This is a genomic window from Saccharothrix sabaoui, assembly GCF_051756985.1.
Taxonomy (GTDB): Bacteria; Actinomycetota; Actinomycetes; order Mycobacteriales; family Pseudonocardiaceae; genus Actinosynnema.
Map to the genome: position 1 here is coordinate 1 of NZ_JBPKJK010000117.1, position 22274 is coordinate 22274.

Here is a 22274-nt window from a genome sequence, read left to right on the forward strand (position 1 = left end):
CCGCGCCCATCGTGCCGCCACCGCCGGCGCCGCCGGAACCGGCCGGGCCGAAACCGCCCGCGCCGCCGGAGCCCGTGGGGCCGAAGCCGCCCGCGCCGCCGCCGCCGAAACCGCCGGCACCGCCACCGCCGAAGCCACCCGGCATGCCGCCGGTGGGGATGCGGGGCGCGCCGCCACCGGCACCGCCGCCGCCCGTGCCGCCGCCGCCCGTGCCGGGCAGACCGGTCACCGGGGGCGTGCCGGGGCTGCCCGCCGGGACGTACGTCGGGGGCTTCACGCCCGGCGGCAGCGTCCCGCCGCCCTGCCGCGGCACCGAGTTCGGGTTGGCCGGCTGGTACGGCGGCACGTAGCCGCTGCTGCCGGGCGGGTTGTACTGGCCTGCGGGCGGCACGTAGCCCGAGCCGCCGGGGTTGTACGCGCTCGACGGCGGCGTGTAGGAGCTCGCCGGCGGGGTGTACGGGTTGGCCACCGGCACCTGGGCCGCCGCCGCGGCGGCCGTGGTGCCCTCGGGCCGGTAGGTCGCGGCCGGGGCCAGTGGCGTGCTGCCGCCGTACGACCCGGACGGGCCGGTGTAGGAGCCGGTCGGACCGGTGTACGAGCCGGTCGGGACCGGGCCGCCCGAGTAGGCGGCCGCACCCGCCGGCGCGCCGCCGGAACCGGACGGCGCGGTGTAGGCCGGCGCCGACTGCGCGCTCGTGCCCGACACCGGCTGGTACGCCTGCGACTGCGACGACTGGTAGGCGGCCATCGGCGCGGCGGCGGTCGTGCCGCTCACCCGGGTCGCGTCCGACGCGTCGCCCAGGGTGGGGGCGCCGGAGGTGGCGAACGCCATCACCTGCGGCTCCTCGGTGCGGCCGGTCACCGGGTTGAACGGCGGGGTGAACAGCGGCGTGGTCTGGTCGACCGCGCGCGACTCGTTCTCCATCGTGCTCATGACCGTCACGGCGTGCTCGTGCAGCGCGCGGGACTGCTCGTTGGCGGCCTGCACGTCGGCGGCGGAGCTCATGAGCCCCTGGATGCCGCCCGCGGTGAACGTGCCCGTCGCCTGGTCCCAGTTGAAGTCGGCCGGCTCGGGCATGGACGCCCGCGCGTTCTGCATGATCTGGCTCTGGTCCTGCACGCGCTTGCCGACCTCGACCGCGGTCTCGGCGGTGTCGGTCACCCAGTCGGCGAGCATCTTGAGCGCGGTGCGCGCCGCGTCGGCGGCGTTGCCGGTCCAGCCGGACTCGGTGAGCGCCACCCGCTCGTTGATCAGCCGCGCGGACTCGGTCAGCTCGGTGCCGAACTGGCCCCACTCCGCGCCGATCTCGCCGGTCTGGCCGGGGTCGTTGTTGTTGTGCACCGCCTCGTACAGCTCGCGGTGCGACCGGGACGCCCAGTTCTGCGGGTCGGTGAGGACGATGTCGATGTCGTCCGGGTTCAGCTGCTTCATCTCGCCGGCTCCCGTCAGTTCCCGCTCAGCCTGGTCAGCTCGCTGCCGTGCTCCTCGTCGACCGCGGTGAAGTTGCGGATCGCGCTCTGCACGGAGTCGTGGGTCTGCTGGAGGACCTCGCGGTACGCCGTCATCACGGCCACGAAGGACCGGGGGTCGCCGTCGGCGCGGGTCTCGAACTTGTGCGCCATCCGGTCGCCGACGGGGTTCGCGCCCAGCGGCGCGGGGCGGGCCAGCCGGCCCGCGCGCTCCAGCCAGGAGTCGACCTGGTCCATCTGCTCCAGGAGCATCCTGCGCATCTCCTCGCCCGTCGCGGGGTCGAGCGACACCTGCCCGGAGTTCACCGTCTCCTGGAGCGCCACCACCTGCCCGCCGACGGTCAGGGGTTCGGTCACGGTGCGCGGAACGGCCTGGGGCGGGGCCGCTTCATCCCCCGGTTCGGCGATGTACATCGGGTATCCCTCGCGAAGGCAGGCTGCTGGACTGAAGCCAGCCTGACGGTCCCCTCCAACGCCTGGCCAACGCGCCCCCAACGCGGCCTGCGGGAACGCGCGAACGACTGTGCGAAACTCGGTGACCACACGGTGACAACGCCGAAAGGTCTTCAGCATGCGGGTGAACCTGCTCGGCCCCGTTGAGCTGGTTTCCGCAGGTGGGGAAGCCGTCCGGTTGGGTGCCGCGAAGCGCAGGACCGTCCTGGCGGCCCTCGCGCTGGAGCTGAACCGCGTGGTGTCCGGCGACCGGCTGCTCGACCTGGTGTGGGACGGCTCACCGCCACCGCAGGCCAAAGCCGCCCTTCAAGGACATATCGCCCAACTCCGCAAGGTGCTCGCGGAGGGGGTGTCCCTCGTCACCCGCGCCCCCGGCTACGTGCTCACCGGTACCCGCGACGCCGTCGACGCCCTCCGCTTCGAGGACCTGGTCACCACCGCCCGCGACGCCGACGACGAGCGCGCCGTCGTCGTGCTGCGCGAGGCGCTGGCGCTGTGGCGGGGACCGGTGCTCGCCGACGTGCCCGGCGACCAGCTGCGCGAGGCGGTGTCCGCGCGGCTGGAGGAGCAGCGGCTGGTGGCCGTCCAGGACCTGGCGACGCGGCTGTTCCGGCTCGACCGGGCCGCCGAGGTGGTGTCCGCGCTGCGCGACGCGGTGGACGTCAACCCGCTGCGCGAGGCCCTCGTGGCCCGGCTCGTGCTCGGCCTGCACTGGACGGGGCGGCAGGCCGAGGCGCTGGAGCTGTTCCACCGCACCCGCGAGAGGCTCGCTGAGGAGCTGGGCGTCGACCCGGGGCCGGAGCTGCGCGAGGCGTACCAGACGGTGCTCGCGGGCGACACCGCGCCGAAGCCCGCCGTCGTGGAACGCGCGCCCGCCCAGCTGCCGCGCGAGCACCGCGGGTTCGTCGGGCGCGAGCTGGAGCTGTCCGACCTGGAGACCAGCCTGACCGGCCAGGACTCGGCGATCGGCCTGCTCGTCGGCCCGGCCGGGGTGGGCAAGACGGCGCTGGCGCTGCGCTGGGCGCACCGGGCGGCGGGCGGCTTCCCGGACGGCCAGCTGTTCGTGAACCTGCGCGGGTTCGACGAGACCGAGCCGCTGGACCCGCGGGTCGCGCTCGTCGGCTTCCTGCGCGCCCTCGGGCTGACCGACTCGCAGATCGCCGCGGACCTGGAGGACCAGGCCGCCCAGTACCGGTCGCTGCTCGCCGGGCGGCGGGTGCTCGTGCTGCTGGACAACGCCCGGTCCGCCGAGCAGGTCCGGCCGCTGCTGCCGGGCTCGGCCCGGTGCCTGGTGCTGGTCACGTCGCGGCACCGGCTCGACGACCTCGTCGTCACCGAGGGCGCGACGTCGCTGCACGTGCCGACGCTGCCCGAGGAGAGCGCCGAGCACCTGCTGGCCGCGCTGCTCGGGCGGCAGCGCATCGACCAGGAGCCGGAGGCCGTCGCCGAGCTGTGCGAGCTGTGCGACCGGCTGCCGCTGGCGCTGCGGATCGCGGGCGCGCGGCTGGCGTCCCGACCCCGGTGGACGATCCAGTCGCTGGTCGACGAGCTGCGCGACGAGCAGGGCAGGCTGTCCGCGCTGTCGCTGCCCGAGGCGGGGCGCGGGGTGCACGCGGCGCTGGCGGTGAGCTACCGGGAACTGCCGGAGGGCGCGGCCAGGCTGTTCCGGCGGCTGGGCCTGCACCCCGGCACCGACCTCGACAGCTACGCGGCGGCGGCGCTGCTCGACATCAACGCGGTGAGCGCCCGCACCCACCTGCGCACGCTCGCGTACGCGAACCTGCTGCACGAGTCCACGCCCGACCGGTACTCGCGGCACGACCTCGTGCGGCTGTTCACGCACCACCTCGCGGCGACCGAGTCCGACGTGGACAACCAGGTCGCCACCGGGCGGCTGCTCGACTACTACCTGCACGTCGCCGACTCGGCGCGGGCGCACCTGTCCGACCACGTGCGACCGTTCGGGCCGCCCGAGCACCGGCCCGCGTCGTTCCCGGAGCTGCCGTCGCACGCCGCCGCGCTGGACTGGTTCACGCTGGAGGAGGCGAACCTGGGGCTGGCGCTGGACATGGCGCTCAACTCCGGGCACCGGGAGCGGACGTGGCAGCTCGCGCTGTGCCTGGACGCGTTCCACTTCCGGCGCGGCAACCGGCTGGACCGGCTGGCGCTGTGCCGGATCGGCCTGGTCGCCGCGCGGTCGCTGGGGGACGGGTACGCCGAGGCGACGTTCCTGCTGCGGCTCGGCTCGACGCTGGCCGACCTGGGGCGGATCGACGAGGCGATCGAGGCGTGCACGCGCGCGGCGTCGTTGGCGGGCGGTGACCGGGACCTGGAGCTGGCGGCCCTGGCGAACCTCGGCTACTGCCTGATGGCCGACGACCAGCTCGACCGCGCGCAGGCCGTGATCCTGGAGGCGCTGGAGGTCGCGCGCGAGGTCGGCGACAAGCGGTCGCAGGCGAGCGTGCAGAACAACCTGGCGAACGTGCTGCTGCGCAAGCACCAGCCGGAGGAGGCGCTCCGGCACGCGACCGAGGCCCTGGGCCTCTTCCCCTCGGCACCGTCCAAGGCGCACACCGCGACCCTCCACACCGTCGGCGCGGCCTCGCAGCAACTGGGGCGTGCCGACGAGGCCCTGGAGTCCTACCGGGCCGGCCTGGCCCTGGCCGTCCGCCTGGGCGACCGCTACCAGGAAGCCCTCTGCCACCGTGCGATAGGCGACGTCCTGGAGCAGTCGGAGGGCCCCGACGCCGCCCGCCCGCACTGGCTCTCCGCCCTCCGCCTGTACCGCGACCTGCGCCTGGCGGACGCCGACGACGTGGCCCGCAAACTGGACCTGGTACCCCACCCCTGACCGCGAGAGTCCAACCCCCAGGCCCCGAGAGTCCAACGTCCAGGTCGCGAGAGTCCAACGTCCAGGTCGCGAGAGTCCAACGTCCAGGCCCGGTGAGTTCTACGTTCGGGCCTTACAGCGTTAGGCGCGAATGTAGAACTCAAGGGTCCTGAGCGTTGGACTCTCGGGGTCTGAGCGTTGGACTCTCGCGGGTTAGGCGGTGGCGGTGGCGGCGGCTCGGCCGGCGGTTCGGCCGGAGAAGAGGCAGCCGCCGAGGAAGGTGCCTTCGAGGGCCCGGTAGCCGTGGACGCCGCCGCCGCCGAAGCCGGACGCCTCGCCGGCGGCGTAGACGCCGGGCAGCGGGGTGCCGTCGGAACGCAGGACGCGACCGGACAGGTCGGTGTGCAGGCCGCCCAGGGTCTTGCGGGTCAGGACGGACAGGCGCACGGCGATCAGCGGCCCGGCCTTCGGGTCCAGCAGGGGGTGCGGCTCCACCACGCGGATGAGCTTGTCGGTCAGGAACCTGCGGGCCTCGCGCATCGCGTTGACCTGGGCGTCCTTGCCCAGCCCGGAGATGACCTGGCGGTCGCGCTCCACGATCGTGCGGTGCAGGGCGCCGGCGTCGATGAGCGACGCGCCGGTCAGGGCGTTCATGCCCTCGGCCAGCTCGGCGGCGGTGCGGCCGAAGACGAACTCGTCGGAGCGCTTCGCGAACTCCTCGACCGGGGCCACGGCGCCGGGCAGCGCCCGCTTCAGCACGGCACGCACGTCCTTGCCGGTCAGGTCGGGGTTCTGCTCCGACCCGGACAGCGCGAACTCCTTGCCGATGATCCGCGAGTTGAGCACGAACCACGAGTAGCCGTGCCCGGTCTTGACGATGTGCTCCAGCGCGCCCAGCGAGTCGAAGCCGGGGAACAGCGGGACGGGCAGCCGGGACCCGGTGGCGTCGAGCCACAGCGACGACGGGCCGGGCAGGATGCGGATGCCGTGCCTGCCCCACACCGGCGCGTAGTTGGCGATGCCCTCCGGGTAGTGCCACATGCGGTCCTCGTTGACGACCTCGCCGCCGGCGGCGTTGACGACCTGGAGCATCTTCCCGTCCACGTGGTCGGGCACGCCGGACAGCATGTGCTCGGGCGGCGTGCCCATCCGGGACGGCCAGTTCCGCCGCACCAGCTCGTGGTTCGCGCCGATGCCGCCGGACGTGACGACGACGGCCTGCGCGGTCAGCGCGAAGTCCGACGCGACCGCGCGGGACGACGGCTCGCCGCGCCCGACCGCGCTGGGCTCCAGCACCTCGCCGGTCACGCCGTCCACCACGCCGCCGGTCACGGACAGGCCGGTGACGCGGTGCCGGAAGCGCAGCTCCACCAGGCCGCGGGCGACGCCCTCGCGCACCCGCCGCTCGAACGGCGCGACGATGCCCGGCCCGGTGCCCCACGTCACGTGGAACCGCGGCACGGAGTTGCCGTGCCCGCCCGCCAGGTACCCGCCGCGCTCGGCCCACTGCACGAGGGGGAACCAGCGCACGCCCATGGCGTGCAGCCAGGACCGCTTCTCGCCCGCCGCGAAGTGCACGTACGCCTCGGCCCACTTGCGCGGCCAGTGGTCCTCGGGCCGGTCGAACGCGGCCGAGCCCAGCCAGTCCTGGAGCGCCAGCTCGGCGGAGTCGCGGACCTTGAGCCGGCGCTGCTCGGGCGAGTCGACGAGGAACAGCCCGCCGAACGACCAGAACGCCTGGCCGCCGAGCGACGCCTCGGGCTCCTGGTCGAGCAGGATGACCTTGCGGCCGGCGTCGACCAGTTCGGCGGTGGCGACGAGGCCCGCGAGACCCGCGCCGACGACGATGACGTCCGCGTCATGTGGCATCGGACGAGTCTAGGTCGAAGGTCGAGGCCGGCTGTATTTGAATAAGTTTCATTTTCGACACATCGTCGGTCGCGGTGGACGCGCCGGAGGAGGGGGACCCCATGTCGTACACGGGTGGCACGCCGTACACGGGTGACGCGGGCGAGATCAGCGCGGTGTGGCGGCCGGTGGCCGACGTGCCGACCGTCGACCGACCGCTCACGCAGGCCCGGCTGGTGGGCCCGGGTGACGTCACGGGCGGTCGGTTCGGCGTGTTCGAGTGGCGGATGGGACCGCGCGCGGGCGGTCCGGCCGCGCACTTCCACCGGACGTTCTCGGAGTCGTTCTACGTGCTCTCCGGAACGGTCCGGCTGTTCGACGGCGGAACGTGGGTCGACGCCGCGCCCGGTGATTTCCTGCACGTGCCGGAGGGCGGCGTCCACGCGTTCCGCAACGACACCGACGAGCCCGCGTCGATGCTGATCCTGTTCGCGCCCGGCCCGGCCCGCGAGGAGTACTTCCGCGAACTCGCGGAGATCGGCGAATCGGGTCGGCGGCTCAGCCCGGAGGAGTGGACCGAGCTGTACGCGCGGCACGACCAGTACATGGTCTGACCGCTTCCGGGGGAGGGGGTCGGAGGCCGTCGGCCGTTCGGTGGGGGAACCGTCCGGCCGACGGCGGTCGGGCGTGCGTGGGCGCACCTGCCACGTCTCGGGGAGAGGTACCGCGTCGGGGCCCGGGGGGAGTGGCCCCTGCGGTCCTGACGTGCGGTGCGGCGTCCACGTGCCGACCACTGGTAGAACGGCCGGTGTCGAACGGGTGTTCCCCGGATGACGCCCGCGTGTCGCGCATCACCCCAGGTCAGGCGCGGGTGGACCGTCGCCGCAGGTCACGCGTCGCCGCGCAGCTCGGTCATCCTGGTCTCCGCCTTCGCGAGCCTCTGCCGGGCGTTGTCGGCGCGGCGCCGCGCCCGCTCGGCGGCCGTCGCGGCCTCCTGCTCGGCCTTCTGCGCCTGCCGCAGCTCGGCGCGCACGGCCGCGCTGCGCTCCTCGCGCTCCTCCAGCACCCGTTCGGCCTCGGTGACGGTGGCGTCCGCCTTGCGGACGTCCTCGCGGGCGGCGGTGATGTCGTCGCGGGCCTGGGCGAGCTGCCGCTCCCGGCGCTGCTCGCGGCGCGGGGCCAGGTCGTCGGGCACCGGCGCGGCGCCCGCCCGCGACGGCCCGAACCCGGACCGCTCGGCCGGCTTCACGAGGCGGCCGGCGCGGATGCGGGCCGCCAGCACGGCGTCGGCCAACGCCGAGGTCAGCGTGGCGCGCACCTGCTGGACGGCGTCCGGGCCGAGCGGTCGCCCGGACTGCTCGGCCAGCTCCTCCGCCCGCCGCACCAGCCCGCCCAGCACGGCCCGCCGCCGCGTCCCCAGCTCCCGCAGCGCGCCGCCGCGCAGCTCCTCCTGGGCGGTGCGCAGCTCGTCGCCCAGGGCCACCGCGCCGGCCAGGTCGGTCGGGGCCTCGCGGGCCAGCAGGTTGAGCGCCCACGCGGACGCGGTCGGCTTGCGCAGCGCCCCGATCTGCCTGGCCAGCGCCCGGTCGCCCCGGTCGGCGGCGAGCCGGGCGTGGGCGTCCCTGGCCGCGACGAACTCCGCCGGCGGCAGGGCGTACAGCTCGTCGGCGACCCGGTCGATCGGTTCGGCGTCCACGGTGCCGACCAGTGTGCTCGCCATCGCGCCGATGTGCGATTTGTTACCGATTTCCGACGCACGTCACCGGTTCACCGTTGACAGTGTTTGACATTCCGGCCGGTCGGCTCTTGACTGGACGTGTCGCGCCCGTTCCCGAGTCGTGCGGCACTTCTCGCGCGTTCGCGCAATAGCCTGAACAGTCCAATTAGGACTTCCGTATGGGGCTGTTCGTCCTATTGCCCGGCGTGACCCGGGGAGATGTGCTTGCGCCTATCTTTCCCCACGAAGGGTTTGCGCCGTGATCAACTCAGGAAGCCGGTGGAGACACCGCACCAGTGCGGCCCTGCTGGCCGCCGTGCTGGGCACCACTGGGTTCGGCTTCGCCGCCGCTCCGGCACTCGCGCAGGAAGCGCCCACCACCGCGCCCGCGCCCGCCGACAAGCAACTCGACAAGCAGGACCTGGAGCTCCTCGCCGAGGCCGAGAAGGCCGGCAAGGACAACGTCACGCTCCTGGTAGCCGCCGAAGAGGGCAAGCTGGACTCCGCCGCCAACGACCTCAAGGCCCTCGGCGGTGTCGTCGAGAAGACCGAGGCCGACGTCGACTACCTCAAGGTGTCGGTGCCCCGCGCCAACGCCGAGAAGGCGGCGAAGCTGGCCTCCGTGAACGCGGTGGACGTCGACGGGCTCGTCGAGCTCGACGACCCCAAGCCGGAGGGCGCGACCACCCCGCTGCCGCAGCCGGCGCCGGGCGCGAAGACGCCCAAGAAGAACCCGTACATGCCGACGCAGGACACCAACGCGGCGCAGTTCACGGACCAGAACCCCAAGTGGGACGGTCGCGGCACCACCATCGCGATCATGGACTCCGGCATCGACCTGGACCACCCGGCGCTGGCCACCACCACGACCGGTGAGCGCAAGATCGTCGACTGGTACAACGCGAACGCCACGAACTCCGGCGACGGCACGTGGGTGCAGGTCGCGGGTCGGTTCACCGGCACGTTCACCAGCGGCGGCGCCACCTACAAGGCCCCGACCGCCGGCGGCCCCTACAGCTTCGGCCTGTTCCGCGAGTCCTCGGGCGACCTGGGCCTGGCGGCCAGCGAGACCGGCGGCGACATCAACCGCGACGGTGACCGCGTGGACGCGTTCGGCGTCCTGCAGGACGTCACCACCAAGGAAGTCCGCGTGGACGTGGACGGTGACGGCGACTTCACCGACCAGACCGCGATGATCGACTACAAGTACAAGAAGGACGTCGGCCACTTCGGCGTCGACAACCCGTCGACCCCGGTGCTCGACACCATCGCCTTCGTCGTGCAGACCGACCGGTCGATCTACGACAACGCGGGCACCGCGTACGTCAACATCGGCATCTCGGCCCAGCACGGCACGCACGTCGCGGGCATCACCGCCGCCAACAAGATGTTCGGCGGCAAGATGACCGGCGCGGCCCCCGGCGCGAAGCTGATGGCCGTCAAGGTCTGCCTCACCACCCCGTCGTGCACCAACAGCGGCCTGATCGACGGCCTGCTGTACGCGGCGCGCAACGGCGCCGACGTCGTCAACATCTCCATCGGCGGCCTGCCGGCGCTCAACGACGGCAACAACGCGCGGTCCGAGCTCTACAACCGCACCATCGCCGAGTACAACATCCAGGTGTTCATCTCCGCCGGCAACAGCGGCGCGGGCGCGAACACCGTCGGCGACCCGTCGGTGACCACGGACGCGATGAGCGTCGGCTCGTACATCACCGCCGACACCTGGCTGTCGAACTACGGTTCGGTGACCAAGCAGAAGGAGGGCCTGCACGGCTTCTCCTCCCGCGGCCCGCGCGAGGACGGCGGCTTCAAGCCGAACATCGTCGCGCCCGGCTCGGCCATCTCCACCACCCCGCAGTGGCAGGTGCCCGGCCCCGTCGCCGGCACCTTCGAGCTGCCCCCGGGCTACGCGATGCTCAACGGCACCTCGATGGCCTCGCCGCAGGCCACCGGCGCGGCCGCGCTGCTGATCTCGGCGTACAAGGCGGAGCACGACGGGCAGCGCCCGCCGGTCGCCGAGCTGCGCAACGCCATCCAGTCCGGCGCCAAGTGGGTCTCCTCCCTCCAGGCGTACGAGCAGGGCGCTGGTCTGTTCGACACCAAGAAGGCGTGGACCCAGCTCAACGCGCACCCGAACACCCAGAACGTCACCGCCTCGGTGGCCGTGAACACGGTGCTCTCCCCGCTGCTGGCCACCCCGAACACGGGTATCGGCATCCACGACCGCGAAGGCGTCGTGATCGGCCAGGAGTACACCCGCACCTACACCCTGACCCGCACCACGGGTCCGGACCGCAACCAGCAGTTCACGGTGCGCTGGCAGGGCAACGACGGCACGTTCTCGTCGAAGTCCCTCGTCACGCTGCCGCTGAACAAGCCGGTGTCGTTCGACGTCAAGGTGAAGCCGAAGACGGCGGGCGCGCACTCGGCCGTGCTGAAGCTCGACAACGCGTCCACCCGCGGCGTCGACGCGTTCACCCTGAACACCGTCTTCGCGGCCGACGAGTTCACCGCCGCGGGCAAGTACGCGGTCACCAAGACCGGCACCATCGCCCGCAACCAGTCGAAGTCCTTCTTCGTGAAGGTGCCGGTCGGCACCAGCGCGCTGAAGGTCGACCTGGCGGCCGGCGGCGAGGCGGGCAAGGGCCAGGTCCGTTTCCTGCGCTACGACCCGTACGGCGTGCCGTTCGACACCACCTCGTCCACCAACTGCTACAACCCCGACGCGGGCGCGGGCTGCGCCGGTGGCTCGCCCACCAGCCGCACCGTCAGCAACCCCCTGCCGGGCACGTGGGAGATCGTGGTCGAGGCGCGTCGCACCTCCGACACCGGTGACGCGCCGTACTCGGTGAGCGCGTCGGTGCTGGGCACGACGGTCAGCCCGAACCCGGACACCATCCCGTCCGCCACCGCGGGCACCCCGGTGGAGCGCGCCTACACCGTCACCAACACGCTGGCCGCGTTCAACGGCCGGCTCGTGGGCGGTCCCCTGGGCAGCGCGAAGGTCGCCCGCCCGTCCATCGCGGACGGCGCGTCGCAGGTCTACGACCTGACCGTGGCGCCGGGTTCGTCGGAGCTGCGCGCGACGATCGGCGGCACCGGTGACGTGGCCGCCGACCTCGACCTGTTCGTCTACAACTGCACCACGGGCACCTGCGTGCTCGCCAAGCAGCAGGCGGACGGCGACTCCGAGGAGTCGGTGACGATCCCCAACCCGGCGGCGGGCGCCTGGCGCGTCCAGGTCGACGGCTACGAGGTGCCCGCGGGCACCACGGAGTACGACTACATCGACGTCTTCACCGCCGCGGGCCTCGGCTCGGTCGCGGTGGCCGACGCGAACGCCGACCACGTGGCCGGCTCGTCGTGGACCGTGCCGGGCACCGTCACGGCCCTGGGCCAGGCCGGTGCCGGCCGCGTGCTGCGCGGTGAGCTGACCGTGCAGACCGCGGAGGGCGCGGTCGTCGGCCGCAGCGCGGTGGTCGTGCAGAACGTCGTCTGACCGACGTCGTCCGACCGATCGACGAACGACCCGGGGCCACTCCGCACGCGCGGGGTGGCCCCGGGCCTTTTCACGGCTCCGGGTCGCCTTCTACGGCTCCGGGTCGCCTCTTACGGCTCCGGGTCGCGGTTGGACAGCGGCTGGTCCACGTCGACCTGCTTCACGCCGGACAGGGCGGGCACGTCCACGGCGAGGTCCACCGGCACGACGGCCCGCACGTGGCCGGTCGCCGCGTCCGACGCCTCCACGGTCGCGCCCAGGCGCTCCAGCGCGGCCACGACGTCCCCGGCCCGGCCCTGGTCGGTGGCGATGGTCAGGGTCACGGTGGGCACGCCGCCGGCCTTCGCCTCCGCCACCGACTCCTCGCCCCGGGGGCTCAACGAGGACGGCACCGCCACCTCCGGTGCGCTGTTCCGCGGTGCGGTGGTGAGCGGGTCGGGTGAGCCGGCCGGCGCGGGGTGCGCCCCGCAGCCCGCCAGCGCCACGCCCAGGCAGCCGACCACCAGCAGTCTTCTCATCACGCCTCCAGGACGGGACACGGCCTCACCTCGGTTGCACGGCGGGCTGCTCCGGCCCGCTGAACGCCTGCACCCGCTCCTGGCCGTCCGCGCTCTCGCCGAACACCCTGTTGTCGACCGAGCCGTTCGGCGGCTGCTCGACCACGCGACCGGCGGCCCGGGGCAGCTCGCGGACCCGCACCTGCGGCAGCGCCGAGGGGTGGTGGGACCGCAGCCACGCCACCAGGTGCTCGCGCGCGACGCACCTCAGGTCCCACAGCCGGCCCGCGTCCGAGGCGCTGACCAGCGCCCGCACCCGCACGAACGAGCCGACCGCGTCGGTCACCTGGAGCACGCACACGCGGCCGTCCCACAGGTCGGTGCCCTCCAGGGCGTGCCGCAGCTCCTGCCTCAGGTCCTCGACCGGCACCGTCCAGTCGAGGTCCAGCTCGACGGTGCCGAGCAGCGCGGACTGGGTGCGCGTCCAGTTCTCGAACGGCGTCTTCATGAAGTACGACGTGGGCAGGATGAGCCGCCGGTCGTCCCACAGGTGCACGACGACGTAGGTCAGCGTGATGTCCTCGATGCGGCCCCACTGCTTCTCCACGACCACCACGTCGTCGAGCCGCACGGCGTCGCTGAACGCGACCTGCACGCCCGCGAACACGTTGCCCAGCAGCGACTGCGCCGCCAGGGCGGCGATGGCGCCGATGACACCGGCCGAGGCCAGTATCGAGGTGCCGGCGGCGCGCGCGCTCGGGAACGTCATGAGCACCGCGGCGGCGGCGAGCACGCTCACCACGACCACGGTGACCCGCCGGACCAACGTGATCTGCGTGTGCACGCGCCGGGCGTGCCGGTTGTCGGACACGTCGACCCGGATGCGGGCGAGGGTCGCGTCCTCGATCACCACGAGCAGCGCGGCGAGCAGCCACGCGCCGGCGAGGATGAGCGCTATGCCCGTCGCGTGCAGCACGCCGGGCCGCCAGTCGCCTCGTGCGACTAATCCCAAGGAGAACTGGACGGCGACCAGGACGGCCACCGCGAGGGCGGGCTTGTGCGCGTACCGGGCGAGACCCGCGAACAGGGCGGACCGCTTGCCGATGCGGCGGACCACCCGGTGGACGAGGGTCACCACCACCAGGGCGACGAGCAGTGAGCCGGCGAAGGTCAGGACGGCTGCGAGCACGGAACGGGCACCTCCTCGTGGGCACGGGCACGTCCTGGGGTCCGTACCCACCCCGCAGTCGGTTCACCCGTTCGGGAGAGTTTCGCCACTCTTCGGCGCGGGCAGCGGGGGCCGCGCGCCCGTGCTCCTCGGCCGGCGGGACGGCGGCGACCTCGGCTACGGTGACGGGGCTTGCCGAGTTACCCGGGAGTAACTATGAGGTACGTGGAGTCCGAGGGCGCGCGGCTGGCGGTCTTCGAGCGCGGCGACCGGTCCGCGCCGACCGTCCTGCTGGTGCACGGCTTCCCCGACACGCACCGCGTGTGGGACGGCGTGGCCGACGTGCTCGCCGAGGCGTTCCACGTCGTCACCTACGACGTGCGCGGCGCCGGGGCGTCGTCCGCGCCGCGCGGGCTGGCCGCCTACCGGCTGCCGGTGCTCGCGCGCGACCTGTTCGCGGTGGCCGCCGCCGTCAGCCCGGACGAGCCGGTGCACGTCGTGGCGCACGACTGGGGCTCGATCCAGGCGTGGGAGGCGGTCACCGCGCCCGGCGCGCCCATCGCGTCCTACACGTCGCTCTCCGGGCCGTGCCTGGACCACGTCGGCCACTGGGTGCGCGAGCGCAGGACGCCCGGCCACCTCCGGCAGCTGCTGCGCTCCTGGTACGTCGTGGCGTTCCACGTGCCGGTGCTCGCGCCGCTCGTCTGGCGGCACGTCATCGGCCCGCGCTGGGCGGACGTGCTGCGGCGGGTCGAGGGCGTGTCCGTCGACGTGGCGCCGACGATCGTGCGCGACGGCGTGAACGGGATGGCGCTCTACCGGGCGAACTTCGCGCCCCGCCTCCGCTCGCCCCGCGTGCGGCGCACCGACGTGCCCGTGCAGCTCGTGCGACCGCTGCGGGACAAGTACGTGACCGACGCCGTCGTCGGGGACGTGGAGCGGTGGGCGACGACCGTGCGGCGGCGCGACCTGGACGCGGGCCACTGGGCCCCGGTCACCCACCCCCGCGCGCTGGCGGCGCTCGTCACCGAGCACGTCACGGCCTGCACGCGGTGAGGCCGGCCGCCGCGGTCTCCCGGCGGGCGACCTCGCGGCCCAGGTTCCAGGAGCGCCAGTCGTCGGCCGCGAACCGGCCGCGCATCGCGAACGCGCAGTCGCGCAGGTGGTCGGGCAGGCGCAGGACGGCGGGCACGGAGTCGTCGGACAGCCCGCTCAGGTGGGCCAGGTCGATCTTCGCGGTCCGTTCCCAGCGGTCGACGGCGCGCTCGGCGACGAACCGGTCGGGGTTGAGCGCGGCGAGGGCGAGCAGCGCGCCGAACCCGCTCGCCACCACCGCCCTGGGCAGCCACCCGCCGTCGAGCCGCACGCCCGCCGCGAGCACCAGCAGGCAGACCACGCCCAGCCACAGCTCGCAGGCGAGGACCAGCACGCGCGGCACGGTGAACCCGTACGCCTGCTGGTAGAGCCACATGCGGGCCAGCGCGCTCGCCACGATCACCAGCGTCAGCACCGCGAGCGCGCCGAGCAGGCCGCGCAGCCACCGCCGGTCGAGGTCGGTGTCCCGGTGCGCGAACCGCGCGACCAGCGCGATCACGCCCAGGGTGAGCACGGTGACCGCCAGCAGCTGCCAGAACCCGGTGCGCGCGTACCCGGCGTAGGTCAGGCCGTCCGTGGTGACGACGTGCGCGTCGCCCGCGAACAGGGCGGTGGCCTGCACGCCCGCGAACGCCGCGAACAACGCCACCAGCGCGCCCACCGGCAGCACCCAGTCCCGGCGGGCGAACCGGCGGGCCGCGGTGACCCCGCCCTCCAGGTCGACCGGCACGGCCAGCAGGTGGCACGCGCCCACCGCGACGAACCCGACCAGCAGGAACAGCACCACCGAGGACCCGTCGGCCTCGGGCGTGAGCGCGCCGAGCAGGTCCGCGAACGACTCGTCCGCCCCCGCGAGCAGCGGCACGAACACCACCAGCAGCGCGGCCGTCACCAGCACCGGCCGCGCCGCCGCCGGCGTGCCGCCGTCTCGCACCCCGCGCACCAGCCGCGGCAGGGACCGGACCGCCGCCACCGGCACCGCCACCGAGCCCAGCGCCAGCCCGCGCGCGGTCCGCCCCCCGGTGACCGCGAGCGACGCGGCAGCGCACCCGGCCACCGCGCACAGCGCGAACAGCCACTCGGCGGCGAGGAACGCGCCCACCGCGAACAGCGCCGTCGACAGCGCCGCCCAGCCGGGGCGCACCCGGCGCAGCAGGCCGAAGACCACCAGCGCGGTCAGCACCCACCCGAGGCCGGGGCGGTCCGGCGGCAGCAGCACGGCGGCCGCCACCCCGGCCACCGCCCCGGTCAGCAGAACGCGGTCGGGGGTCATCGGGTCGTCCTCCAGGGGCGTGCGGCACCGACGTCGGGGTCGTGCCGCGCGGCGGTCGGGCGGGGATCGGGAGATCAGGGGAGCGGGGGAGCGGGGGAGCGGGGGCAGGTGAGCAGGGAGTCAGGGGAGCGGGGCGGCCTCCCGGGTTGTTCCCGGGGCCGGTTCCGCGGCTGCGCCCGGGACTGCCCCCGGGGCGGTTTCCGGGGCGGTCGCCGGGAGCACGGCGCGGATGCGGCACCCCGGCCCGTCGACCACGGCGATCGTGCCGCCGTGCAGGTCGACCACCCACCGGGCGATGTTGAGGCCCAGGCCGGTGCCCCCGCCGCCGGCCCGCTCGCCCCTGGTGAAGCGCTCGAAGACCCGCTCGCGGTCCTGGGGCGCGATGCCCGGCCCGTCGTCCGCGACCTCCAGCACCAGGTCCTCGCCGACCGAGGCGGTCACCCGCACCTCGCCGCCCGCCGGGCCGTGGCGCGCGGCGTTGTCGAGCAGGTTCGCGACCACCTGCGCCAAGCGGGCCTCGTCGGCGTGGACGGTCGCGCCCGGCGGCGTGACGTCCACCGTGAACCGCACCCCCCGGGCGGCCACGGCGGCCTCCGCCACCACGTCGGCGAGCATGGGTCCCAGCGCGAACGCGGCCTTGTCCAGCCGGTGCGCGCCGGCGTCGATGCGCGACAGGTCGAGCAGTTCGGCGACCAGCCTGCCGAGCCGCTCGGTCTGCGCCAGGGCCGTGCGCATGGTCGCCGAGTCCGGCTCCACCACGCCGTCCACGACGTTCTCCAGCACGTTCTGCAACGCCGTGATGGGCGTGCGCAGCTCGTGCGACACGTTGGCGATCAGCTCGCGCCGCTGCTGGTCCGCCGCGCCGAGGTCGGCCGCCATCCGGTTGAACGCGGCGGCCAGCTCGCCGACCTCGTCGCGCGCCGTCGCCCGCACCCGCCGGCTGTAGTCGCCGCCCCGCATCGCCCGCACCGCCGCCGTCATCTCCCGCAGCGGCCGGGTCATGCCGTGCGCCAGCACCTGCGACGTGACGATGACGATGGCGATCGTGCCGATCGTCGTGTTCGTCGGCAGCCAGCCGATCCGGTACCAGAAGAACGCGAACCCGGCGGCGAACGCCGACAGCAGCAGGATGCCGATCTTGAGCTTGATCGACCGCACCGGGTCCAGCGGGCGCGGCAGCAGCTCCGCGACCGTCTCGACCGCCGACCGCAGGCTCACCGCGGCACCTCCAGCGCGTACCCGACGCCGTGCACGGTGCGGATCAGGTCCGTCCCGAGCTTGCGCCGCAGCGCCTTGACGTGGCTGTCGACCGTGCGCGTGCCGGTGCCGTCGTGCCAGCCCCACACCTCGCTGAGCAGCCGTTCCCGCGACTGCACGGCACGCGGCCGTTCGGCGAGGTGCACCAGGAGCTGGAACTCGGTCGGCGTCAGGTGCGCCTCCTCGCCGCCGCGCAGCACCCGCCGCTCCGCCAGGTCGATCTCCAGGTCGGCGAGGGAGATCCGGGCCGACGCCGCCGACGCCGCCCGCTCCACGCGCCGCAGCAGCGCGTGCACCCGGGCGGCCAGCTCGCGGATCGAGAACGGCTTGGTCAGGTAGTCGTCCGCGCCGACCGCGAGCCCCACGAGCAGGTCCGTCTCGTCGCCGCGCGCGGTCAGCATGAGCACCGGCACGGGCCGCCGCGCCTGGATGCGCCGGCACACCTCCAGCCCGTCGAAGCCGGGCAGCATGACGTCCAGCACCACCAGGTCGACGTCGCCGGCGCGGTCCACGGCGGACGGCCCGTCGTGCGCCAGGAGGACCTCGAACCCCTCGGCCCGCAGCCGGGCGGCCACCGACTCGGCGATCGTCAGGTCGTCCTCGACCACCAGAACCCGACGTGTCATGCGACCGACTCTAGGTGGGGGCCGTGGAGGCGGACGGGGAGAGTTGTGAACGTCGTGTGGAGGGCGACCACCCGTTCGGGAGCGTTTCCCGTCCCGGTCCGGCCTGGTTCGCTGGGGTGCGGGCGGGCTCCGAGGGAGGAGGACGGTCGTGCGACGTGTGCTGCTGAACGGCGTGCCGGCGCTCGTGGTCGCCTGGTGCGCGGTGGTGGTCCCGGTGGTCCCGCAGGTCGGTTCCGCGGCCGGACCCGGCGTCGAGGTCCTGGCGGTGCCGCCGGGGGCCACCGCGAGCAGGGCGGTCGCGGTCAACGACGCGGGCGTGGTCGTCGGCTCGGTCCGGGTCGACGGCCGGAACCGGCCGGTCCGCTGGTCCGCCGACGGCGTGCCGACCGAACTGGCCCTGCCCGACCGGGTCGGCGTCGTGGTCGGGGTCGACGCCGCCGGTCGCGCCTACGGCACCGCGGGGCCGCTGGCCGTCCGGTGGGGCCCGGACGGCTCGCCGACCCCGCTCGACACCCTGCCCGGCGGCCGGTACGGCCAGGTGTTCGCGGTGAACCCGGCCGGGGTGGCCGTGGGCACGGCCTCGGACGCCGGCGGCGCGTACCACGCCGTCCGCTGGGACGCCGGCGGCCGCGTCACCACCCTGCCCGGCGGCGTCCGCGCCGAGGCCGTGGACGCGGGCGGCGCGATCGCGGGCGTCGACGCCGCCGACCGGCTCGTGCGCTGGGACGACGGCGTGCCCACCGGGCCGGTGACCGTGCCCGGCAGCACCCGGACGTGGGTCGAGGCCGTGCGCGGCCCGCACGCGATCGCCCAGTTCGCCCGCGAGGACCGCACGAGCTACGCCGTGCGCTGGGACGGCGCGGGGGCGGTCGAGCTGCCCGCCACCGAGCAGGGCGTGCTGCGGGCGCTCGGCGCGGACGGCGCGGCGTACGGGTCGTGGGAGGGCAAGGCGGTGCGCTGGGACCTCGACGGCGCGCTCACCTCGCTCGACCTGCCCGACGACTACGGCGGCGGTCAGGTCGAGCTGGTCGCCGACTCGGGCGTGAAGGCGGGCATCGCCCGGGGCGGCGCCCGGCACCGCCCGGTCCGCTGGTCGTCGACGGGCGAGGTCGAGCTGCTGCCCGTGCCGGGGGCCGAGGTGCAGGGTTTCGTGGCGGGCCTCAACGCCGCCGGCGTCGTGGTCGGCGAGGTGGCGGGGCGTGCCGTGCGCTGGCCGTGACGCGGAGGGGTGACCGGTGGCCAGGAAGTCGGCGCGGTACCGCGCCGTCCACCTGGCCACCGGTTCGGCCCGTCCTCACGCCGAACCGCCGCCGTTCCCCGTCCGGTCCTGTCGCGTCCGGTTCTGTCGCGGCCCGCGGCGGGGTGAGCGCCCGCGGGCCCGGTGCCGGTCGAGCGCGACGACCGTGCCGGGGGAGGTGGGTGGTTCGTCGGGCGGGGTGGGGCTGTCGACGTCGTCCTCCGACCGGCGCTGTTCGTGCCCCTCCACGAGGGCGTGCACGGACCTGAGCGCGGCCAGCAGGTCGGGGTCGTCCTTCACCCGCTCCGCGAGGTCGAGCTTGTCGCGCCACTCGCGCCGACGCCGGGCGTTGGCGCTCTGCCGCTCCACCACGTGCTGGAGGAGGGCGAGGGGCACGGTGATCACTCGGGCGACCGCCGCGATCAGCGGCTTCAACTGCCCGCTCCGCGCCAGGACGATCAGCACGGTGCCGAGCACGCCGAGACCGGACGCGGCGAGGACGACCGCCTCCAGGGTCGGGTCGGGCGCAACCGATCCCGCCGCGGACGCGGTGGTGTTCGTGATGTCCATTCACAGCGCACAACCGAGAGCAGGCCGTGGTCGACGGGCCGCCGTTGTCCCGGCGCTGTGGGTGAACTCGGGTAGTGCTCCCTCCTCAGGGGGAATGGGGGACGGCCACCGCGGCCCTCACGGTCGAACGGGACGTCGCCCGTTCCCCGCGGGGACCTCGGCCAGCGCCGGGACAACAGCGGTCGGCCCCTCGTGCCGGGTGGCCCGGTACGAGGAGCGGGGGTGTGGCGGGTCGGAACCGGATTCCACGATCAGGGCTCCCTTCCTCGTCGCATCGGGTGGTGGCGATCGCCTCGTCGCCACCCGACGGCGAATACCGCCTCCCGCCGGGGTTGGCGGCGGGAGTTCTCCCCATCGTTCCACCCACCTGGGAAGACGGGAGAGCGGTACCGGTTCCGGAAATGGGTTTGTGATGGGCGTCACACTTAATGGGAATGCGGTTGCGCGATTGTTCCGGGCCCATCGCCGGTAATCCACATAATTGCGGAGAGGTGGGCCCCGCTCGTGCTCCGAGGGCCGGTCGGCGCCGCTGTCGGTGCCGCCGCCTAGGGTGGCCGCGTGGGCGAGGCTGTGCTGGAAGCGGTGCTGGAGAGGATCACCTTCGCCAACGAGGAGACCGGGTACACCGTCGCCCGGGTCGACACCGGGCGCGGCGGGGAGCTGGTGACCGTGGTCGGCGCGCTGCTGGGCGCGCAGCCCGGCGAGTCGATCCGGATGCGCGGCCGGTGGGGGTCGCACCCGCAGTACGGCAAGCAGTTCCACGTCGACGACTACACGACCGTGCTGCCCGCGACCATCCAGGGCATCCGCCGCTACCTCGGGTCCGGCCTGATCAAGGGCATCGGGCCGGTGCTGGCGGACCGGATCGTCACGCACTTCGGGGTCGACGCGCTCGACGTGATCGAGCACGAGCCGCAGCGGTTGGTCGAGGTGCCGAAGCTCGGCCCCAAGCGGACGAAGATGATCGCCGCCGCGTGGGAGGAGCAGAAGGCCATCAAGGAGGTCATGGTCTTCCTCCAGGGCGTCGGCGTGTCCACCTCGCTCGCCGTGCGCATCTACAAGCAGTACTCGGACAAGGCCATCGACGTCGTGCGCGAGGAGCCGTACCGGTTGGCCACGGACGTGTGGGGCATCGGGTTCCGCACCGCCGACGTGATCGCCAAGGCCGTCGGCATCCCGCACGACAGCCCGCAGCGGATCAAGGCCGGCCTCCAGTTCACGCTCGGCGAGGCCACCAACGACGGCAACTGCTACCTGCCCGAGAACGAGCTGATCGGCGCCGCCATCAAGATCCTCCAGGTCGACGCGGGCCTCGTCATCGAGTGCCTGGCCGAGCTGGTCGGCGAGGAGGGCGTGGTCCGCGAGGTCATGCCCGACGGCGAGCCCGCGATCTACCTGCTCGCGTTCCACCGCGCGGAGATCTCGCTGGCCAACCAGCTGCTGCGGCTGCTCGGCACGGACGCCGAGCGGATGCCCGCGTTCCGGCGCGTGGACTGGGCGAAAGCGTTTGCGTGGCTGGGCGCGTCCCTGGAGGACCGGCAGCGCGACGCCGTGCAGCTCGCCCTGACCCGCAAGGTCGCCGTGCTGACCGGCGGCCCGGGGTGCGGCAAGAGCTTCACGGTCCGCTCGATCGTGAAGCTGGCCGCGGCGAAGGGCGCTCGCGTGGTGCTGGCCGCGCCGACCGGTCGCGCGGCCAAGCGGCTGACCGAGCTGACCGGGCACGAGGCGAGCACCGTGCACCGGCTGCTGGAGCTGAAGCCGGGCGGTGACGCCGCCTACGACCGCGACCGACCGCTGGACGCCGACCTCGTCGTGGTCGACGAGGCGTCCATGCTGGACCTGCTGCTGGCGAACAAGCTGGTCAAGGCCGTCGCGCCGGGCGCGCACCTGCTGCTCGTCGGCGACGTCGACCAGCTGCCGTCCGTCGGCGCGGGCGAGGTGCTGCGCGACGTGCTCGCCGAGGGCGGCCCCGTGCCGAACGTCCGCCTCACGCACATCTTCCGCCAGGCGCAGCAGTCCGGCGTGGTGACCAACGCGCACCGCATCAACGCCGGCGACTACCCGATCGTGCAAGGCATGCCGGACTTCTTCCTGTTCCCCGTCGAGGAGGCCGAGGAGGCCGCCGCGCTGGTCGTGGACGTCGTCGCGAACCGCATCCCGCGCAAGTTCGGCCTGAAGGCGCGCACCGACGTGCAGGTGCTCGCGCCGATGCACCGGGGTCCGGCGGGCGCGGGCGGGCTGAACGCGCTGCTCCAGGAGGCGCTGACGCCGTCCACGCCGGGGCTGCCCGAGCGCCGGTTCGGCGGCCGGGTGTTCCGGGTGGGCGACAAGGTCACCCAGATGCGCAACAACTACGACAAGAACGTGTTCAACGGGACGCTGGGCATCGTCACGGCGATAGACGACGTGGAGCAGAAGTTGACCGTTCGGACCGACGAGGAAGAGGACGTGGACTACGAGTTCGGGGAGCTGGACGAGCTGACCCACGCCTACGCCATGACGATTCACCGCTCACAGGGCAGTGAGTACCCGTGCGTCGTCGTCCCAATCACCACGAGCGCGTGGATGATGCTCCAGCGCAACCTGCTCTACACGGCGGTGACCCGGGCGAAGAAGCTCGTCGTCCTGGTGGGTTCCCGGAAGGCCATCGGTCAAGCGGTCCGGACGGTGGGCGCGGGCCGCCGGCACACCGCCCTCGCCCACCGCCTGTCCCACCGGCTCTAGGAGCCCC

16 protein-coding genes are annotated in these 22274 nt (G+C 73.9%); 6 read left to right on the forward strand and 10 right to left on the reverse strand.

Annotation, left to right across the window (positions count from 1 at the left end; all coding sequences use genetic code 11):
* Window positions 1-1432: PPE domain-containing protein (locus ACR807_RS29205; RefSeq protein ID WP_438924660.1), on the reverse strand; the 1432-nt coding region annotated here is incomplete at its 3' end.
* A 14-nt stretch (window positions 1433-1446) separates the two neighbouring features.
* The gene (locus ACR807_RS29210) at window positions 1447-1884 is read right to left on the reverse strand and encodes a hypothetical protein (protein ID WP_438924661.1); all 438 of its coding nucleotides are present in this window, start codon (window positions 1882-1884) and stop codon (window positions 1447-1449) included.
* A 157-nt stretch (window positions 1885-2041) separates the two neighbouring features.
* On the opposite strand from ACR807_RS29210, the gene ACR807_RS29215 reads away from it, so the two are divergent.
* Window positions 2042-4774, forward strand: a complete 2733-nt coding sequence (locus tag ACR807_RS29215) for an AfsR/SARP family transcriptional regulator (protein WP_438924662.1) — start codon at window positions 2042-2044, stop codon at window positions 4772-4774.
* A gap of 192 nt (window positions 4775-4966) precedes the next feature.
* Here the strand turns inward: ACR807_RS29215 and ACR807_RS29220 are convergent, their stop codons facing one another.
* The gene (locus ACR807_RS29220) at window positions 4967-6622 is read right to left on the reverse strand and encodes an FAD-binding dehydrogenase (protein WP_438924663.1); all 1656 of its coding nucleotides are present in this window, start codon (window positions 6620-6622) and stop codon (window positions 4967-4969) included.
* Window positions 6623-6723: 101 nt separating this feature from the next.
* On the opposite strand from ACR807_RS29220, the gene ACR807_RS29225 reads away from it, so the two are divergent.
* Window positions 6724-7215, forward strand: a complete 492-nt coding sequence (locus tag ACR807_RS29225; RefSeq protein ID WP_438924664.1) for a cupin domain-containing protein — start codon at window positions 6724-6726, stop codon at window positions 7213-7215.
* A gap of 275 nt (window positions 7216-7490) precedes the next feature.
* On the opposite strand, the gene ACR807_RS29230 is transcribed toward ACR807_RS29225, so the two are convergent.
* Window positions 7491-8321, reverse strand: coding sequence for a hypothetical protein (locus ACR807_RS29230; RefSeq protein ID WP_438924665.1), 831 nt, complete (start codon window positions 8319-8321; stop codon window positions 7491-7493).
* Window positions 8322-8577: 256 nt separating this feature from the next.
* On the opposite strand from ACR807_RS29230, the gene ACR807_RS29235 reads away from it, so the two are divergent.
* A complete protein-coding gene (locus tag ACR807_RS29235; RefSeq protein WP_438924666.1) occupies window positions 8578-11820 on the forward strand; it encodes a S8 family serine peptidase in 3243 nt (1080 codons plus the stop codon).
* Between the two features lie 110 nt (window positions 11821-11930).
* Here the strand turns inward: ACR807_RS29235 and ACR807_RS29240 are convergent, their stop codons facing one another.
* The gene (locus ACR807_RS29240; RefSeq protein ID WP_438924667.1) at window positions 11931-12338 is read right to left on the reverse strand and encodes a hypothetical protein; all 408 of its coding nucleotides are present in this window, start codon (window positions 12336-12338) and stop codon (window positions 11931-11933) included.
* A gap of 25 nt (window positions 12339-12363) precedes the next feature.
* The gene (locus ACR807_RS29245; RefSeq protein WP_438924668.1) at window positions 12364-13506 is read right to left on the reverse strand and encodes a mechanosensitive ion channel family protein; all 1143 of its coding nucleotides are present in this window, start codon (window positions 13504-13506) and stop codon (window positions 12364-12366) included.
* A 195-nt stretch (window positions 13507-13701) separates the two neighbouring features.
* On the opposite strand from ACR807_RS29245, the gene ACR807_RS29250 reads away from it, so the two are divergent.
* The gene (locus ACR807_RS29250) at window positions 13702-14541 is read left to right on the forward strand and encodes an alpha/beta fold hydrolase (protein ID WP_438924669.1); all 840 of its coding nucleotides are present in this window, start codon (window positions 13702-13704) and stop codon (window positions 14539-14541) included.
* Here the strand turns inward: ACR807_RS29250 and ACR807_RS29255 are convergent.
* The 3 genes from ACR807_RS29255 to ACR807_RS29265 form a co-directional block, all read right to left on the reverse strand.
* Window positions 14522-15853, reverse strand: coding sequence for a DUF4153 domain-containing protein (locus tag ACR807_RS29255; protein ID WP_438924670.1), 1332 nt, complete (start codon window positions 15851-15853; stop codon window positions 14522-14524). The two genes, ACR807_RS29250 and ACR807_RS29255, sit on opposite strands and share 20 nt — an antisense overlap.
* A gap of 120 nt (window positions 15854-15973) precedes the next feature.
* Entirely contained in the window at window positions 15974-17071 is a 1098-nt protein-coding gene (locus tag ACR807_RS29260; RefSeq protein WP_438924671.1) for a HAMP domain-containing sensor histidine kinase, read from the reverse strand.
* Window positions 17068-17736 carry a response regulator gene (locus tag ACR807_RS29265; RefSeq protein ID WP_438924672.1) on the reverse strand — a complete coding sequence of 223 codons (669 nt, stop codon included), beginning with the start codon at window positions 17734-17736 and terminating at the stop codon, window positions 17068-17070. Before ACR807_RS29265 ends, ACR807_RS29260 begins: the two co-directional genes overlap by 4 nt.
* A 148-nt stretch (window positions 17737-17884) precedes the next feature.
* On the opposite strand from ACR807_RS29265, the gene ACR807_RS29270 reads away from it, so the two are divergent.
* The gene (locus tag ACR807_RS29270; protein ID WP_438924673.1) at window positions 17885-18955 is read left to right on the forward strand and encodes a hypothetical protein; all 1071 of its coding nucleotides are present in this window, start codon (window positions 17885-17887) and stop codon (window positions 18953-18955) included.
* A gap of 75 nt (window positions 18956-19030) precedes the next feature.
* On the opposite strand, the gene ACR807_RS29275 is transcribed toward ACR807_RS29270, so the two are convergent.
* Entirely contained in the window at window positions 19031-19543 is a 513-nt protein-coding gene (locus tag ACR807_RS29275; protein WP_438924674.1) for a hypothetical protein, read from the reverse strand.
* A gap of 558 nt (window positions 19544-20101) precedes the next feature.
* On the opposite strand from ACR807_RS29275, the gene recD2 reads away from it, so the two are divergent.
* On the forward strand, window positions 20102-22267 hold the full coding sequence (recD2, locus tag ACR807_RS29280; RefSeq protein ID WP_438924675.1) for an SF1B family DNA helicase RecD2: 2166 nt from the start codon (window positions 20102-20104) through the stop codon (window positions 22265-22267).
* Window positions 22268-22274: the final 7 nt, after the last annotated feature.